Here is a 16,792-nt window from a genome sequence, read left to right as displayed (position 1 = left end):
TACTGCATGACTCTCCCTGTCCGGCTGCGTAGACTGCGAATAAGAGCAGCGGCCTGGCTTGGCCCGGCGCGCCTCATTGACCGAGGAGACGAAAAATGAGCGACACCGCAGTCCCAAACACCCCCAAGCCCAAGAAATCCGTCGCGCTGTCCGGCGTCGTGGCCGGCAACACCGCGCTGTGTACGGTCGGCCGCAGCGGCAACGACCTGCACTATCGCGGCTACGACATCCTGGATATCGCCGGCACCAGCGAGTTCGAGGAGGTGGCTTACCTGCTGGTGCATGGCAAGCTGCCCAATGAGTCCGAACTCAAGGCCTACAAGCGCAAATTGCGCGCGCTCAGGGGCTTGCCCGCGCAACTACGGTCGGCGTTGGAGGCGCTGCCGGCGTCGAGCCATCCCATGGACGTCATGCGCACCGCCGTCTCGGTGCTGGGATGCGTGCTGCCGGAGAAGGACGACCATAACGTGCCGGGCGCGCGCGATATCGCTGACCGGCTGATGGCATGCCTGGGATCGGCGCTGCTTTACTGGTATCACTACAGCCACAACGGCCGCATGATCGACGTGGAGACCGACGACGACAGCATCGGCGGCCATTTCCTGCATCTGCTGCACGGCGAAGCGCCTCCCAAGGCGTGGGTAAAGGCGATGCACAGCTCGCTGATCTTGTACGCCGAGCACGAATTCAACGCGTCCACCTTCACCTGCCGCGTCGTGGCCGGCACGGGATCGGACATGTACTCGGCCATAACCGGCGGCATTGGCGCGCTACGCGGCCCCAAGCATGGCGGCGCCAACGAGGTTGCCTTCGAGGTGCAGAGCCGCTACGAAACGCCGGACGAAGCCGAATCGGACATACGCCGTCGCGTCGAGAACAAGGAGGTCGTCATCGGCTTCGGGCATCCGGTATATACAGTCTCGGATCCGCGCAACCTGGTCATCAAGGATATCTCGAAGAAGCTGGCGGGCGATCATGGCAGCATGAAGCTCTACGACATCGCCGAACGCATCGAAAGCGTGATGAAGGACGCCAAGAAGATGTTCGCGAACCTGGACTGGTATTCGGCGGTCAGCTATCACACCATGGGCGTGCACACGGCCATGTTCACCCCGCTATTCGTCATCGCGCGCACGGCGGGCTGGTCGGCCCACATCATCGAGCAGCGCATCGACAACAAGATCATCCGGCCGACCGCGAACTATGTCGGTCCTGAAGACCAGAAGTTCGTGCCCATCGAAGAACGCGCGTAACCCTTTCCGAGACCGCCCATCATGTCCACGCACATCTCCAATGTCCGCCCGCAGCCGGACCAGGTCCTGGCCGATATCGCCGACTACGTCCTGAACTACGAAATCAAGAGCGACCTGGCCTATGAAACCGCCCGCAACTGCCTGATCGATACCCTGGGCTGCGGCCTGGAGGCACTGGAATATCCTGCCTGCCGCAAGCTGATGGGCCCGATCGTGCCGGGCACCGTCGTCCCCCATGGCGCCAAGGTGCCGGGCACGCAGTTTCAGCTGGATCCCGTGCAGGCGGCCTTCAATATCGGCGCCATGATCCGCTGGCTGGATTTCAACGACACCTGGCTCGCGGCCGAGTGGGGGCATCCGTCGGATAACCTGGGCGGCATCCTGGCCACCGCCGACTGGCTGTCGCGCAACGCGGTCGCCGCCGGCAAGCCGTCGCTCACCATGCGTGCGGTGTTGACGGGCATGATCAAGGCCCACGAGATCCAGGGCTGCATCGCCTTGGAAAACTCATTCAACAAGGTGGGCCTGGACCATGTCGTGCTGGTCAAGGTGGCCTCCACCGCCGTGGTGGCGGAGATGCTGGGGCTAAGCCGCGACGAAGTCATCAACGCGGTTTCGCTGGCGTGGGTGGACGGCCAGAGCCTGCGCACCTATCGCCATGCGCCCAATGCGGGCAGCCGCAAGAGTTGGGCGGCGGGGGACGCCACCAGCCGCGCCGTGCGCCTGGCGCTGATGGCTCGCACCGGGGAAATGGGCTACCCGTCGGTGCTCACGGCCAAGACCTGGGGTTTCTACGACGTCCTGTTCAAGGGCCAGCCGTTCAAGTTTCAACGCGCGTACGGCAGCTACGTGATGGAAAACGTGCTGTTCAAGATCTCGTATCCGGCGGAGTTCCATTCGCAGACCGCGGTGGAGTGTGCGATGCAACTGCATGGGAAGGTTACGGCCTCGGGCAAAACGGCCGCCGACATCGCGAAGATCACCATCCGCACGCACGAAGCCTGCATACGCATCATCGACAAGAAAGGGCCGCTGAATAATCCTGCCGATCGGGATCATTGCATCCAGTACATGGTCGCGGTGCCCTTGATTTTCGGGCACCTGACGGCGGCCGACTACGAAGACGCGTTCGCGCAAGATCCTCGCATCGATGCCCTGCGCGACAAGATCGAATGTGTCGAGGACTCGGTTTTCACCCGCGATTACCACGATCCGGAGAAACGCTCGATCGCCAACGCGCTGACCGTCGAGTTTACGGATGGCAGCCGCCTGGACGAGGTGGTATGCGAATACCCGATCGGGCATCGCCGCCGGCGTGGGGACGGCATCCCCTTGCTGGAGCAAAAATTCCGCGTGAACCTGGCCAGGCAGTTCCCCGCACGCCAACAGGCGCGCATCCTGGACGTGTCGCTGGATCAGCAGAAACTGGAAGTCATGCCGGTCCATGAGTACGTCGACATGTATGTAATATGAGTGCCACCGGACATTGAGTGAGGGGGACAGGCGCACCGGAGTGGACGCCGTCGGCCACGTCTGGTACCAAAACTATCCGGAGAAACTCAATGTTCGACGAAGCCGACGATTATCAGGAGATTCGCGACGCAGTCCGCCAACTGTGCAGGCAGTTTCCCGATGAATACTTCCGCAAGGTGGACGAAGAGAAGGCATATCCTGAAAAATTCGTCGATGCCCTGATCGAAGCCGGCTGGTTGGCCGCCATGATTCCCGAAGACTACGGCGGTACGGGTCTGGGCCTGACGGCCGCGACGGTGATCATGGAGGAAATCAACCGCTCCGGTGGCAATGCCGGGGCGGTCCATGGACAGATGTACAACATGGGCACGCTGCTGCGTAATGGCAGCGTGGCGCAGAAAGAAAAATACCTGCCGCGCATCGCCGCTGGCGAGCTGCGTATCCAGTCCATGGCGGTGACCGAGCCCACCACCGGCACGGACACGACCAGGATCAAGACCACGGCCGTGAAAAAGGACGGCCGTTACGTGGTCAACGGCCAGAAGGTGTGGATCTCCCGCGTGCAGCATTCGGACCTGATGATCCTGTTGGCGCGTACCACGCCCCTGGCCGAGGTCAAGAAAAAATCCGAAGGCATGTCGATTTTCATCGTCGACCTGCACCAAGCGATCGGCAAGGGCCTGACGGTTCGTCCGATCCCCAATCTGGTCAATCACGAAACCAATGAATTGTTCTTCGAGAATCTGGAGATTCCCGAAGAAAACCTGATTGGTGAGGAAGGGCGGGGATTCAAGTACATCCTCGATGGCTTGAATGCCGAACGCACACTCATCGCCGCTGAATGTATCGGCGACGGGTACTGGTTCATCGAGCGTGCGCGCCGCTATGCCAGCGAACGCGTGGTCTTTGACCGTCCGATCGGCCAGAACCAGGGCGTGCAATTTCCCATCGCCGATGCTTTCATCGAAGTCGAGGCGGCCAATCTTATGCGGTTCGAAGCAGCCCGCCGGTTCGATGCCCATCAGGATTGCGGCGCCCAGGCGAACATGGCCAAGTACCTGGCTGCCAAGGCCAGCTGGGAAGCGGCCAATGTCTGCCTGCAGACGCACGGCGGTTTCGGCTTCGCGAATGAGTATGACATCGAGCGCAAATTCCGCGAGACGCGCCTGTACCAGGTGGCGCCGATTTCGACGAACCTGATTTATGCCTACGTGGCGGAACACGTCCTGGGATTGCCCCGTTCGTTCTAAGCATCCGCTGTCGGCGCGCCAGGGCTCAGGAGAAATTCCAGGAAGGCCGCCGTGGCCGGCGATGGCGTCCGGTCCGATAGCAGAATGGCACCGATTTCCCTGGTTGCCGCTGGCCGCAAAGGCAGTAATCGGCAATGCGACAGATCCAGGCCTTGCAAGGAACTTGCCGGCTGTATGCAAACGCCGATACCTCGGGCGGTCATTGCAACAAGGGGAGCAGTGCTGGTTAATTCCTGCGCGGCGACCACCGGCAAACCGGCGGCTTCAAACAATCTCTCGACCTGCTCGCGCAAGTCGACCCCTCTTGGGTTCAATAGCAGCGGCCGCGTCGCCAGTTGCGCAACGGTAACGGAGCGCCGTTTTGAGAAGAACGGGTCAGTGGCGGGCGTAACGGCGACAAGCGGCTCCTTGAAGAGCGAATGAAACGTGACTTCGGTCGCGTGTCGCGAAGTAATGGCAATGTCCACGGCTCCTTGAAGGATCTGCTCATGAGCGCGCCGGGAGTCTGCATCCTTGAGCCGGATCTTGATTCCGGGAACCGCCTTCCGAAACCGCAGCATGATATCGGGGAGATAGGTTGCTGCCAGCGAAGGCAGGACGGCAACCGTGACCGTCCCGCGCTGCAAACGCCCCTCGGCCTGAAGATTGGACACCATCAGGGCCAAGCCTTGCCCCGAGTGCCGGAATGACTCCAGAAGACGGGCTCCTTCATTCGTCAGCCGGACACTGCGGGTGTCGCGGTGCAGCAAGCGCACGCCCAGCCCGGCTTCGAGTTTCTGGATCTGCACGCTCAGTGCGGATTGCGTGATGTGCAAGTGGGCGGCGGCGCGTCGGTAGCTTCCTTCTTCGGCAATGACCGAGAACGAGATCAAGTGGTTCAGATTGATGCGCCGCAAGATGGAAAGCCAGTGTTCGTCCATGGAATCAGTGATCGCGCCACGTTGATAATTAACAAAAACATAGCATTTGTCCGATCTCTTTGGGGTGCCTAAGATGGCTTCCAGCGCACTCCAGATGCGCGTCGCTCAGGAGACAAGGACATGGGAACCACATCTCGCGCTTCAGGCGTGCTGCCGCGTGTGAAGCGGGCGGTCGGCAAGCTATCGCGCACGCTGACCGGATGCTCGCTCGTAGTTGCCGCGAACGGCGTGGCGACGGCGCAATCGACACAGCCGACGAAAACGGCGAAACCGGGGTATCCGGATCATCCCATCACCGTAATCGTTCCGTATGGTGCCGGGTCGAGTACCGACATTCTCACGCGAATCATTGCGAAGAACATGGCAGCCCAGCTTGGGCAACCGGTCATCGTGGAGAACAAGGCGGGTGCGGGTGGGGCGGTCGGCAGTGGCATGGTCGCGCACGCGGCACCGGATGGCTATACCTTGGCCATGGGCACGATTTCGTCTCACTCCATCAACCAGTCGATGATGAAGAGTCTGCCCTATAACGTGCTTCGGGACTTCGCACCTGTGTCGTTGGTGGCCTATTTCCCCAATGTGCTCGTCGCGAACAAGGACCTTCCCGCGTCCACGATCGCGGATGTCGTGAAGGTTGCGCGTGCACGCGGTGGCCTGGATTACGCCACCGGCGGCATAGGCTCGTCAGGACAAATGGCTGGCGAGCTGCTGAAACTTCGTACGGGCGCGCCGTTGAATCATGTTCCTTACAAGGAGGTCGGCCAGGCCATTGCCGACACGATAGCCGGCCACGTTCCCCTGCTTTTTTATCAGGTGCCTGCCGTGGTGTCCCAGATCAACAGCGGACAGATCAAGGCGATTGCCGTGCTGGCGCCTCAGCGTACGCCCCTTCTGCCGGATGTCCCCACCGCGCTGGAGCAGGGAATCAAGGATTTCGACGCAACCGCGTGGATGGGCTTGTTTGCACCTGCCGGAACCCCGCGACAGATCGTCGACGCGCTGAATGCGGCTATCAAGAAGGCGACCGCCGACCCGGACCTGCGCAAGCAGCTGGGACAGCAGGGCTTCACGTTGGTCGGAAGCTCGCCGGAGGATTTTCAGAAATTTCTAACGCGCGACATCGACAAGTGGGCAGAAGTCATACAAGCCACTGGCGCGCAAATCCAATAGGAATCGTTCATGACGGAAAAGACCGTAGCACTCAGGGAGGTCGCGCATTCGCGGTCCGGGGAGAAAGGAAACAGCAGCATGGTTTCCGTCATCGCCTACGATCCACAGGACTATCCCTTGATTCGTGACCAGATCACCGTAGAGGCCGTGCAGAAGGTATATGGCGCGATCGCAAGGGGAAAAATCACGCGCTTCGAGGTGCCCGCCATCGGCGCCTTGAACTTCATGATGGACGAGGTCCTGGAGGGCGGTCGGTCCCGCACACTTGCCTTTGAAGAGTCGGGCAAGGCATTGTCGTCCTTGATGCTGACGCTGCCCATTCAGGTACCCTCCGCCTACGTCGGCCGCAAGGAGAGGGATCAGTCCAATCCCATCGAGCCGCGAGAAACGCCCATTGGCCGGAGTGTCCGCTTGGGCTCTGCCACCGCGTGGTCAAGGGACCGATTTGGCGCGGCACTCGACCTGGTGGAGCGGGGGGATTTGAATTACCTCTGCTTCGAGACCATGTCCGAAGTGACGATGAGCGCGGCGCAGGTCGCGAGACAGGATGCGGGCGCTACTGTTGCCTACGACCCCTACCTCGTCGAACGGTTCGAACCCATACTCAAAGCCTGCAAGCAAAAGGGTATCCGCATCATCAGTAACCAGGGTTGGCTCGATCCCGAGGGTGCCGCCCGCCGCATCAAGGCGCTGGCCGGGGAGCTGGGACTGCCCGACCTGAAAGTTGCCGCGGTAAGTGGCGCCGACCTGACGGAGCGGATCACCGATCTGGGCCTGAGCTTCCTGGAGACCAAGGAGCTAGTCTCATCGGCTGCGGAGCGCATCGTTTCCGCCGAGGTGTATTTGGGATGCGATGGCATCGTGCAGGCGCTGCGCGATGGCGCCGATGTCGTGGTGACGACAAGGGTGGCCGATGCCTGCCTGTACCTGGGCCCACTGGCGCACGAGTTCGGCTGGTCACTCGACGATTACGGGAAAATGGCTCGCGGTATGGTGATCGGGCATTTGATGGAGTGCAGCGCTCAATTGACGGGTGGCTACTTCGCCGATCCAGGATATAAGGACGTGCCGGGGCTGGAGAACCTGGGCAGTCCCATAGCGGAGGTCTGGGAAGACGACATCAGGCTAGGCAAATTGCCGGGGTCAGGTGGGCTGCTTACTCCCGCGACGTGCAAGGAGCAACTGCTCTATGAGGTCGGGGATCCCGCGCATTACCTGGGCCCCGACTGCGTGACGAACCTGGGGGCTGTCACGTTCACCCAGACGGCCAAGGACGAGGTCGCCGTCCATCTGGGCACCGCGGTCGGAGCGCCGCGACCGCAAACGCTCAAGGCCCTGGTCGGCGTCCGTGAGGGGTATATGACCGAGGAAATGGTCATTTTCGCGGGCCCTGGCGCGCTTGACCGCGCGATGATGACCCGGGATTTGTTACGCAAGCGATTCGACGCCATCAAGTTGAGTGCGCAAGAGCTGCGTTTCGATTTCCTTGGGGTCAATGGTGTCCATCGCGAGGCAAGTCCGCCGTCGAGCGCGGATCCTTACGAGGTCATTTTGCGGATTGCCCTCAAGACGAGCGATCGGGCCGAGGCCGAAAAGCTGCGCAAGGAGGTCGATCCGCTGGCTGTCAATGGCGTGTCCGGGACGGGGAAATGGGCAACGAGTGCCGTCGGCTCACGGGTTCGTTCGGTGATCGGACTGAATTCCTGCCTGGTGCCGCGCGCGAGCATCCAAACCCGTGTCAGCGTGATGTAAAGGGGATGAACATGGTGTCCTTGCGGCATTGGAAGAGGGTGCATCTTGCGTGCTGGGGTGTCGCTGCTTTGTTGTCCTCGCCCACTCAGGCTGCCGAGTGGCCGGCGCGGCCTATCATGATGATCTTGCCCGCGGGCGCGGGCGGCTCATCGGATCCGCTCGCGCGACTGCTTGCCGCCGAGATGGGAAAGCGCCTGGACACATCGATCGTGGTCCAGAATCGACCGGGCGCCGGTGGCAATGTGGGCATGGCGCAAGCTGCACGGGCGCCCGCCGATGGCTATACGATCGCAATATCGTGGACTGGTCCGTTGGCGACGAATCTCGCGCTGTATAAACAGGTTGGCTATGACCCGCGCACTGATTTTGCACCAATCGGCATGGTGGGATGTACACCGAATGTGTTGGCGGTTGGCAAGGCCAGTCCGGCGGGGGATTTGAGAACGTTCATAGCGTTTGCGCAGCGGACGCCGAACAAGCTCAGCTACGGCACGACCGGGGTGGGAAGTTCCTGGCATATCGCGGGAGAAATGGTGAACCGCGTCGCGGGTAACCACATGGCGCATATTCCGTATCAAACACCCGGTGCCGCCTTGACGGACCTGGAGGCAGGACGATTGGACGCCATGTTTCCCGTCGTTCCCATGACGGTTGCGCACGCCAAGTCGGGAGACATCAAGGTACTTGCGGTGTTCTCCCAATCGAGGGCTGCGGTGCTACCCGATGTCCCTACCGCGGCCGAACAAGGATTTCCGGATCTCGTAAGCGATACCTGTTTCGCCCTGCTCGCGCCCCGCGGCGTCCCGCCGATGGCAATCGACAAACTCAACGCGGCGCTCGGCAGCGTGCTCCGCGATGAAAAACTGCGCGCGACCGTGGAAGAAATGGGTATCCAGATCAAGGCGGGTCCGCCGTCGGAGGTGACCACGTATCTCAACGCCGAAATTCCTCGCCAGGCGCAACTCGTCCAGGCGGCGGGCGCTACGGCGCAGTAGGAGAGGGGGCGGCTGGCTGATGGACTCCGGAAGCGCTGCCGTGCCCGAGCAGGTTCGCTTCGGCGTCCGGCGTAATCACGCGATAGGTATCCGCGCCGGCCGCGGCCTTCAGGGCATCGATGATGCGGGCGGATAGTGCCGGCACCAGGGGATGCGCCGGCTGGCCCTGCAACGTCGCGATGCCGAAGCGGTATTCGATGGCTGGCCGAAAAGGCCGTCGCTCGATGGGCAAGTCGCGGTTCAGGCTGGCCAGCAGACCATTGACGATGGATACGCCCAGGCCCTGCGCCACGAATCGGCAGGCCATATCCACGGAGTGCACCTCGGCGCGTATCCTGGGCCGCACGCGCGCATGCCGGAATGCCATGTCGATGTCGTGGCGCAGCGGCCGCTGCCGGCCCAGCAGCACCAGGTCGGTGTCCTCCAGGTCACCCGCGGCGATCTCCTTCAAGCGCAACAGCGGATGGCCCGTGGGCAAGATACACACCGCCTCGGTGGACATGAACGGCGTCACGTCCAGGCCATGGTTCTGGGTAGGAATGCGCAGCAGCGACATATCGACCTCGCGCCCCAGCACCGACAGCTCGCCGTGCTCGTAGGCGCCCGAAAATACTTCGAGCACTGCCTCTGGATGGTCCGCCATGAAGGCGCGCGCCACGCCGGGCATGATCAGGTGCGCGATGGTCGTAGGCATCTGCACGCGAATCAACGTGCGGCGCGGCCCGCCCAGCCGCAGCTGGTTAACGTGGCGGTGAAAGCCGTTGGCGCCCGCAAGCATATGTTCGGCATCGGGCAGCAGCGCCTCGGCCTGCTCGGTTGGATGCAATCGCCCCTTGCGCCGCAAGAACAAGGCTATGCCCAGGTCGGCTTCGAACTGGCTTAGCAGCCGGCTGACCGCCGATTGCGACAGGCCCAGGCGATTCGCCGCCTCGATGGTCGAACCGGTGATCATGAAGGCCCGAAACGCTTCCAGTTGTTTGTAATTCATGATGATGTCAGATGAGGCAGGCGCCGCCAGGATCAGGCTCGCGCGCGACGGGATTATGCGTACGTTTCGCCAGGGTTAACACTTAGATTGCTGGAAAACGCATAGCGGCATGTGGCTTAAGCATAACGTTGCCTGCGATACCGGCCACCGGCATTCTGTGCGGACCATGGCGCGCCGCCTGGGACCGCCGTCTGCGCCGGCATCACCGGCCACAAGGAAAACCGCATCATGATCGAAGCCACCCGCCGTGCCGGTCTGACATTGGCGCTGGCCGTCACGCTGGCAGGGGCAGCCGCGCCGGCGGCGGCCCGACCACTGACCATCGCCGTCGCCGCCGAGCCGTCTTCCATGGACCCGCTGTTTTCGCGCACGGGCAACAACCAGGCCGCGGCGGAAAACATCTTCGACCGCCTGGTGTCTACCGACGAGAACATGCAGGTGCAGCCCGGGCTGGCCGTGTCCTGGAAGGCCAGCGCGCCCGATACCTGGGAAATCAAGCTGCGCCAGGGCGTGAAATTCCACGACGGCACGCCGTTGACGCCTGAAGACGTGGTGTTTTCCATGCAGCGCGCGAACAGCGTGGCCAACAGCCCGGCGCCTTTCACGGGGGCGGTGCGCAGCATCGACAAGATCGACATCGTCGATGGCTCGACGTTGCGCTTCCACACCAAGGGTGCGGTGCCGGACTTCATGGAGCAGATCGGCCTGGTGTACATACTGGCCAGGCATGCGGCAGATGGGAAGAAGAACGAGGATTTCAACCGTGGCACGGCTGCCATCGGCACCGGCCCCTACAAATTCAAGCACTGGCAGCCCGGCGATCGGCTGGAACTGGTGCGCAACGATGACTATTGGGGCCGCAAGCCGGATTTCGAAAGCCTGACCATCCGTTATATCGGCAACGGCGCAACCCGCGTCTCGGCCTTGCTGTCCGGTACGGTGGACCTGATCGACAGCGTTCCGCCCAACGACGCCGCCAAGCTGAAGACCAATCCCGCCGTCAGCGTCTTTTCGTCGCCATCGGCGCGCCTGATCTACCTGGCGCTGGACTCGGCCCGCGACCGCAGTCCGTTCATTACGGATGCAGCCGGCAAGCCCATGTCGGTCAACCCGTTGAAGGACGTGCGGGTGCGCCAGGCGATTTCTGCCCTGATCATGCGCGAACCGATAACGGCACGCCTGCTGAGCGGTGCCGGCGTGCCGGCGGGACAGATGGTGCCCGAAGGATTGGGCGGTTATTCGCCGGCCTTGCCCGCGCCGAAATTTGACCCGGCGGCGGCAAAGGCGCTGCTGGCTGCAGCGGGTTATCCCAATGGCTTCGGTATCACCATCCATACCTCCAACGACCGCTTTTTCGGCGACAGCGAAATCGGCCAGGCCATGGGCCAGATGCTGGCCCGTGGCGGTATCAAGGTCAATGGGGTGGTACCGCAGCCCTACAACATCTATGCCGGCGCCGCCGCCAAGCAAACCTACAGCGCGTTCATCTTTTCGTACGGCAACAGCACCAGCGACTCGGCCAACGGCCTGACCAACGTGCTGGCGACATTTGACGCGGACAAGGGCACTGGTGCTTTCAACCGGTCGCGCTATTCCAATCCGCGCTTCGACAGCCTGCTGGCGCAGGCCTCGTCGCAATTCGACCCGGCGCAGAGAAACGCGTTGCTGCGGCAGGCGGCCGAAACCGCCTTCAACGACGTGGCAGTGGTGCCGCTGTACTTTCCCGTGGCCGAGTGGGCGGCCCGAAAAGGGATCATCTTCCACGCCAACAAGCTGGAACGCACGTCGGCCCAGTACATAGAGGAGCAGAAATGAGCAGCGCCACCACTGGCTATGAATTACTGGGCGACGTCATGGTCACGATGCGTGACGGCGTGCGCCTGGCCACGGACATCTACCTGCCGGCGGGCTACCGGCCGGGCCACGACGTGCCCTTGCCCACGATCGTCGAGCGCACCCCCTATGGCAAGGCCGAGGTATCACGGTCCGAACGCATCGGCGACCGCCAGGGCGTGCCCCGTGGCGAGGTGGCGCAATATTTCGTGGCGCGTGGCTATGCGGTGGTCTTCCAGGATTGCCGGGGGCGCTACGGCTCGGAAGGCCACTTCGTGAAGTATCTGTCCGATGGCGAAGACGGCTACGACGCGTTGGCGTGGATCGCGCAGCAGCCCTGGTGTGCAAGGATAGGCACGATGGGCCTGTCCTACGCGGCCCATACCCAGATGGCAGCGGCCTGCCTGAATCCGCCCGGCCTGGCCTGCATGGTGCTGGACTCCGGTGGCTTCTCCAATGGGTACCAATGCGGCATCCGGCAGTCGGGGGCATTCGAACTGAAACAGGCCACCTGGGCTTTCAAGCAAGCCCGGCTCAGCCCTGCCGCGCAGCGCGATCCGCTGGTTGCCGCGGCGCTGGACGCGCAGGACATCAAGCAGTGGTTCACACGCATGCCTTGGCGACCGGGGCATTCGCCGCTGAAGTTTGTGCCGGAGTACGAGGACTACCTGTTCGAGCAATGGCGCGCCGATACGTTCGACGAGTCGTGGCGCCGCACGGGCATCTACGCGCAAGGCTACTACGACAAAATCCCGGATATCCCGATAGCGTTGATGTCCAGCTGGTACGACGCGTATGTGCGTACGACGATGGAAAATTACCATGGGCTGACGCAGGGGCGCAGTGCGCCGGTACGCCTGATCATGGGACCCTGGTTGCACGGCGACCGCAACACCCCGTATTCGGGCGACGCCGATTTTGGCGAGGCGGCGAAGCTGGACGGCCATCTTGCCGAACACTGGCTGGCATTCAGGCTGGCGTGGTTCGATCGTTGGCTGAAGGGCGCTGTGGCGGGCGACGATGGGGCAGGCGCCGCTTCAGCAGGCGGTCTTGCGCCTGCCGTCGCGCTAACGGGTATGGATGACCCGGTAGCGCGCCTGTTCCTGATGGGCGGCGGCAGCGGCCGGCGTAATGCGCACGGGCGCTTCGAACATGGCGGGCGCTGGATAACCGCCGCGGGGTGGCCCCTGCCCGAAGCGACGGATACGGCGTTCTATTTGCACGCCGACGGCGGCCTGTCTACGCAACAGCCTGCGTCCGGCAATGCGTGCATCTCGTATGCTTCGGATCCCCGCCGTCCGGTGCCGACGATCGGCGGCTCGCTGACGTCCGGTGAGCCGGTGTTTTCCGGCGGCGGCTTCGACCAGCGCGAAGACGAACGTTTCTTCGGGTGCGACCATCCTGGCATGCCGCTGGCGGCGCGCGACGATGTGGTGGTGTTCCAGACCGACGTGCTGGACAAGGACGTCGCCGTCATCGGGCCCGTGACGGTGCGGCTGTTCATATCCTCGGATGCGCCCGACACCGACTTCACGGCCAAGCTGGTCGATGTCTATCCACCCAGCGCGGATTATCCCGAAGGCTATGCGTTGAACATTACCGACGGCATATTCCGCTGCCGCTTCCACGAGTCGTGGGAGAAGGCGACGGCGCTCGAACAAGGCAAGGTATATGCCATCACCATCGAGCCGTTTGCCACTTGCAACCTGTTCAAGCAAGGACACCGCATCCGCCTGGATATCGCCAGCAGCAATTTTCCGAAGTACGACGTCAACCCCAACACCGGCGAGTCGGCGGCCGATGCGCGCGTCACGCGGATTGCGGTGAACACCCTGCACCTATCGAAGCAGCACCCGTCGTCCATGACGCTGCCGTTGGCGGATCCGGCTGTTTTGCAGGGCCTGACGCCGGATTTCGCGCGGGCGGGTTGACAAAATGGATGGCGCACCTCGCCTGGCAGGCGATTGCCTGTGCACGCTAGCGGCGCATCACCACCCGTAGGGAGCCAGGCCGGGGCCATCTCCATCGTGGAAGAAGCCGCCGGTAGGGCCCATCCATCCTAGCGTAGCCAGGCGCACGGCAATCACGGCGCCTTGTTCGACGGAGCGGGGCGCATGCGCGCCGCCCATATCGGTGGCCACCGACCCGGGGCAGGCCGCATTGACCTTGATCCCTTCGCTCAGCACTTCCTTCGCCAGCTTGACCGTATACATGTTGAGGGCGGATTTGGATGCCGAGTAGCCGGTGGCATGGAGCCCCCAGGTCGGGGCTTTCATATCGCCGGTGAGGGTGATGGAGCCAAGGCCGCTACTCAGCATGACGATGCGGGCGCCCTCGGATTTGCGCAGCAAAGGCAGGAACGCCTGCGTGGCGCGCACGGTGCCAAAGAAATTGACGTCGAACATGCTTTGCATGTCGTCGATGCTTTCTTCGCTGGGTGGAGACGCCAGGCCCGAGCCTATGCCGGCGTTGTTGACCAAAATATCGAGGCGCTTCGATTCCGCTTCGATGCGGGCGGCAGCGGCGCGGACGCTAGCATCATCGGTGATGTCGAGTTGGACGAAATGCGCTCGAATCCCCTCACGCTGCAGCGCTTCGGCGGCCTGTTTGCCACGCGCTTCGTCGCGGCTGCCCAGCCAGACCGTGTGGCCGAGCGCGCCAAGCTGGCGGGCGGTCTCCCGTCCGATTCCTTTGTTGGCACCGGTCACGAGGGCAATTTTCTCAGTCGCCATGAAAGTACTCCTTCAGTGAATGGGATCAGATGGCGACCGCGCCGCCGTCCACGAACAGTTCGGCGCCCGCGATGTAGCTGCTTTCGGCCGACGCCAAAAAGAGCACGGCGCGGGCGATTTCATCGGGTTGGCCCAAGCGTGCGAGCGGCACCATCTGTTTCAGCGCATCCTCGATGCCGGGGCGCGTGTCGAGGTAATCGCGCATCAGGCGCGTGTCGGTCCCGCCCGGAGATACGACATTCACACGTATGCCCCGTTCCTTCAGGTCGGCCGTCCAGCTGCGCGCGAAGGAACGCACCGCCGCCTTGGTGGCGTTGTAGAGCGATTGATCGGGGAAGCCCTTGCTGCCCGCCACCGATCCGTTGAGGACGATAGCGCTACCACTGGCCAGCAGTGGCAGGGCCTTCTGCACCGTAAACAGCAGGCCACGTACATTCAGGCCGAAGATCTGGTCAAAGTCTTTTTCGGCGATGGTACCCAGGGGCCGTGGCTCGGACCCTGCGATCCCGGCATTGGCGAAAACGACATCCAGCTTGCCGTGCTCATCCCGGATGCGGCCGTAGAGCCGATCCAGATCCTCAAGATTGGCGGCGTCGCCCTGCACGCCGGCGGCACCATTGCCAATTTCACGCACTGCTTCGTCCACGCGGTCCGCGCGGCGACCCGTCACGTAAACCCTTGCGCCTTCGGCTGCGAAGCATTTGGCGGTCGCCAGGCCTATGCCCTCGGTGCCGCCGGTAATCGCTACGACTTTGTTCTCGAAACGCCTGGTCATCGTTGTTCGTTCCTTAAGTGGAGAATTACTCCACTTATTATATGGAGGTATCATCCGCTTTGGCAATCGAGACCAAGAATGACGAACAAAATCGAAGACGCGCCATTGCGGGCTGACGCAGCGCGCAATCGCGAGCGCATCCTGGCGGCGGCGGAAGAGGTTTTCCTTGAGCGGGGCGCGGATGCGTCGCTGGACGAAGTCGCCAAACGCGCGAAAGTCGGCATCGGGACGCTGTATCGCCGCTTCCCGACGCGCGAGGCGCTACTCGCCGCTACCAGTGACGAGCGCATGTTGTCGCTCGCGGCGGCCAGCCAGGCGCGGGATGACATGATGGAGCCCAGCGCTTCGATACGCGCCTTCGTCAGGGACCTGGTGGCGCACGCCAGTCACTACCGTGGCTTGGCTGCGTCGCTGGGTACGGTGTTGAAGTGCGGGACCGCGGGCTGCCAGGCTGGCCAGGAAGAAGGCCAGCGCTTGCTGCAGCGCGCGCAAAAGGCAGGGGTCATACGCAAGGATGTTTCAGTCGACGATCTCGTGTGCGTCGTCATGGCAGTTTCTCTTGCCGTCGAGCAAGGGGGCACGGCGGCATCGCGCGTCGGTCATCTGGTCGACCTGTTCATCGATGGCATCGGGAAGCGTTGAGCGATCCAGCTCCGTCAAAAGCCAGCCTCGGGAGCAAGCGCGACGTCGATCCATTCGGCGCCGACGAGCGTGGCCATGTGTTCAGGTTCGATACGCACAGCGGTATTCTTTGACCCGGCCGCGGGGAAGACCACGTCGAACTGCTTCAGCGACACATCGCAGTAGACCTGCAGAGGCGTCGCGAGCCCGAACGGGCAAACGCCGCCGACGGGATGGCCCGTCAGTTGTTCGACGTCTTCGGTGCCAACCATGCGCGCCTTGGTGCCGAAGGCTGTCTTGAACTTCTTGTTGTCCAGGCGCGAGTCGCCGCGCATGACCACCAGGATGGCCCTGTCTTCGACCCGCAGCGCCAGGGTCTTGGCGATTTGCCCCTCGGTCACCGATAGCGCGGCGGCGGCAAGGGCGACCGTGGCGGTACTCGTGTCGAACTCTTCGATTTCGATCTCGGGATGGCGCTCCGCGAAAAACGCGCGTACCGAATGCACACTCATGCTGTCTCCTGGATACCGGGGGTTGGCTCAACCCTGGCTGCCCAGGGGAGCATTTCGGGTTGGCCCAGCCGCGCAGTATAGGAGACTTTCTTCATGCGCTCAGGCGTATTGCGCGACGCCGTTCCCCAGCGACCAATTCTCCTTCAACACCTCCACGATGTTGATGAAGACGTCTTCACGACGGATGCCTGGTTGTTCGCCGAGTAATTCCGCGATGCGTTGGAACAGCGCTTTCTTCTGATCGATGCTGCGAGTATTGTTCGCGGTGATCTGGATGTAGACGACGTCATCGCTGCGCGCGACATCGAGGTAGGACTTGCCGTAGCGGAAGTTCGCGGCCTCGTGCTCGGTCAGGGCCATGAACTGATCGTCTTCGGGCACATCGAAGGTGTCCTGCAATGCCTGGTAGACGCCGTCGAAGATGGCCTGCCGATAGGCTTCCGGTTTTCCGGAACGCAATGAGATATGAACGAGTGGCATGGTGATTTCCTTTGTCGGTTGATTGCCGTGCTGGCTAT

At 62.5% G+C, this 16,792-nt stretch carries 15 protein-coding genes; 9 read left to right on the top strand and 6 right to left on the bottom strand.

Annotated elements, in window-relative coordinates:
- Positions 1-95 precede the first annotated feature (95 nt).
- The 3 genes from prpC (at position 96) to CEY05_RS07990 (ending at position 3,976) form a co-directional block, all read left to right on the top strand.
- On the top strand, positions 96-1,253 hold the full coding sequence (prpC, locus tag CEY05_RS08000) for a 2-methylcitrate synthase (protein WP_088597973.1): 1,158 nt from the start codon (positions 96-98) through the stop codon (positions 1,251-1,253).
- A 21-nt stretch (positions 1,254-1,274) separates the two neighbouring features.
- On the top strand, positions 1,275-2,726 hold the full coding sequence (locus CEY05_RS07995; RefSeq protein WP_088597972.1) for a bifunctional 2-methylcitrate dehydratase/aconitate hydratase: 1,452 nt from the start codon (positions 1,275-1,277) through the stop codon (positions 2,724-2,726).
- An 89-nt stretch (positions 2,727-2,815) separates the two neighbouring features.
- Complete coding sequence (locus tag CEY05_RS07990; RefSeq protein ID WP_088597971.1) at positions 2,816-3,976, top strand: acyl-CoA dehydrogenase family protein; 1,161 nt, start codon at positions 2,816-2,818, stop codon at positions 3,974-3,976.
- Here the strand turns inward: CEY05_RS07990 and CEY05_RS07985 are convergent.
- Positions 3,973-4,896, bottom strand: a complete 924-nt coding sequence (locus CEY05_RS07985; protein ID WP_088597970.1) for a LysR family transcriptional regulator — start codon at positions 4,894-4,896, stop codon at positions 3,973-3,975. The genes CEY05_RS07990 and CEY05_RS07985 overlap by 4 nt on opposite strands.
- 120 nt (positions 4,897-5,016) lie before the next feature.
- On the opposite strand from CEY05_RS07985, the gene CEY05_RS07980 reads away from it, so the two are divergent.
- The 3 genes from CEY05_RS07980 (at position 5,017) to CEY05_RS07970 (ending at position 8,813) form a co-directional block, all read left to right on the top strand.
- Positions 5,017-6,066 carry a tripartite tricarboxylate transporter substrate binding protein gene (locus CEY05_RS07980; protein ID WP_088597969.1) on the top strand — a complete coding sequence of 350 codons (1,050 nt, stop codon included), beginning with the start codon at positions 5,017-5,019 and terminating at the stop codon, positions 6,064-6,066.
- 9 nt (positions 6,067-6,075) lie between these two features.
- On the top strand, positions 6,076-7,818 hold the full coding sequence (locus CEY05_RS07975) for an acyclic terpene utilization AtuA family protein (protein WP_088597968.1): 1,743 nt from the start codon (positions 6,076-6,078) through the stop codon (positions 7,816-7,818).
- Positions 7,819-7,934: 116 nt separating this feature from the next.
- The gene (locus CEY05_RS07970; protein WP_233161427.1) at positions 7,935-8,813 is read left to right on the top strand and encodes a tripartite tricarboxylate transporter substrate binding protein; all 879 of its coding nucleotides are present in this window, start codon (positions 7,935-7,937) and stop codon (positions 8,811-8,813) included.
- Here the strand turns inward: CEY05_RS07970 and CEY05_RS07965 are convergent.
- Entirely contained in the window at positions 8,800-9,801 is a 1,002-nt protein-coding gene (locus tag CEY05_RS07965) for a LysR family transcriptional regulator (protein ID WP_088597966.1), read from the bottom strand. The two genes, CEY05_RS07970 and CEY05_RS07965, sit on opposite strands and share 14 nt — an antisense overlap.
- 228 nt (positions 9,802-10,029) lie before the next feature.
- On the opposite strand from CEY05_RS07965, the gene CEY05_RS07960 reads away from it, so the two are divergent.
- Complete coding sequence (locus tag CEY05_RS07960; RefSeq protein WP_088597965.1) at positions 10,030-11,616, top strand: ABC transporter substrate-binding protein; 1,587 nt, start codon at positions 10,030-10,032, stop codon at positions 11,614-11,616.
- Entirely contained in the window at positions 11,613-13,565 is a 1,953-nt protein-coding gene (locus CEY05_RS07955) for a CocE/NonD family hydrolase (protein ID WP_088597964.1), read from the top strand. The genes CEY05_RS07960 and CEY05_RS07955 overlap by 4 nt, the downstream gene beginning before the upstream one ends.
- A gap of 57 nt (positions 13,566-13,622) precedes the next feature.
- On the opposite strand, the gene CEY05_RS07950 is transcribed toward CEY05_RS07955, so the two are convergent.
- The gene (locus CEY05_RS07950) at positions 13,623-14,366 is read right to left on the bottom strand and encodes an SDR family oxidoreductase (protein WP_088597963.1); all 744 of its coding nucleotides are present in this window, start codon (positions 14,364-14,366) and stop codon (positions 13,623-13,625) included.
- A gap of 25 nt (positions 14,367-14,391) precedes the next feature.
- Entirely contained in the window at positions 14,392-15,141 is a 750-nt protein-coding gene (locus tag CEY05_RS07945; RefSeq protein WP_088597962.1) for a glucose 1-dehydrogenase, read from the bottom strand.
- Between the two features lie 78 nt (positions 15,142-15,219).
- Between CEY05_RS07945 and CEY05_RS07940 the strand changes: the two genes are divergently transcribed.
- Positions 15,220-15,783 carry a TetR/AcrR family transcriptional regulator gene (locus CEY05_RS07940; RefSeq protein WP_088597961.1) on the top strand — a complete coding sequence of 188 codons (564 nt, stop codon included), beginning with the start codon at positions 15,220-15,222 and terminating at the stop codon, positions 15,781-15,783.
- A gap of 14 nt (positions 15,784-15,797) precedes the next feature.
- On the opposite strand, the gene CEY05_RS07935 is transcribed toward CEY05_RS07940, so the two are convergent.
- Complete coding sequence (locus tag CEY05_RS07935; protein ID WP_088597960.1) at positions 15,798-16,274, bottom strand: YbaK/EbsC family protein; 477 nt, start codon at positions 16,272-16,274, stop codon at positions 15,798-15,800.
- Positions 16,275-16,373: 99 nt separating this feature from the next.
- Positions 16,374-16,754, bottom strand: coding sequence for a tautomerase family protein (locus tag CEY05_RS07930; protein WP_088597959.1), 381 nt, complete (start codon positions 16,752-16,754; stop codon positions 16,374-16,376).
- Positions 16,755-16,792 lie beyond the last annotated feature (38 nt).

This window comes from Achromobacter sp. HZ34, from assembly GCF_002209485.1.
Lineage (GTDB): Bacteria > Pseudomonadota > Gammaproteobacteria > Burkholderiales > Burkholderiaceae_B > Bordetella_C.
This window is presented reverse-complemented; position numbering and strand designations above follow the sequence as displayed.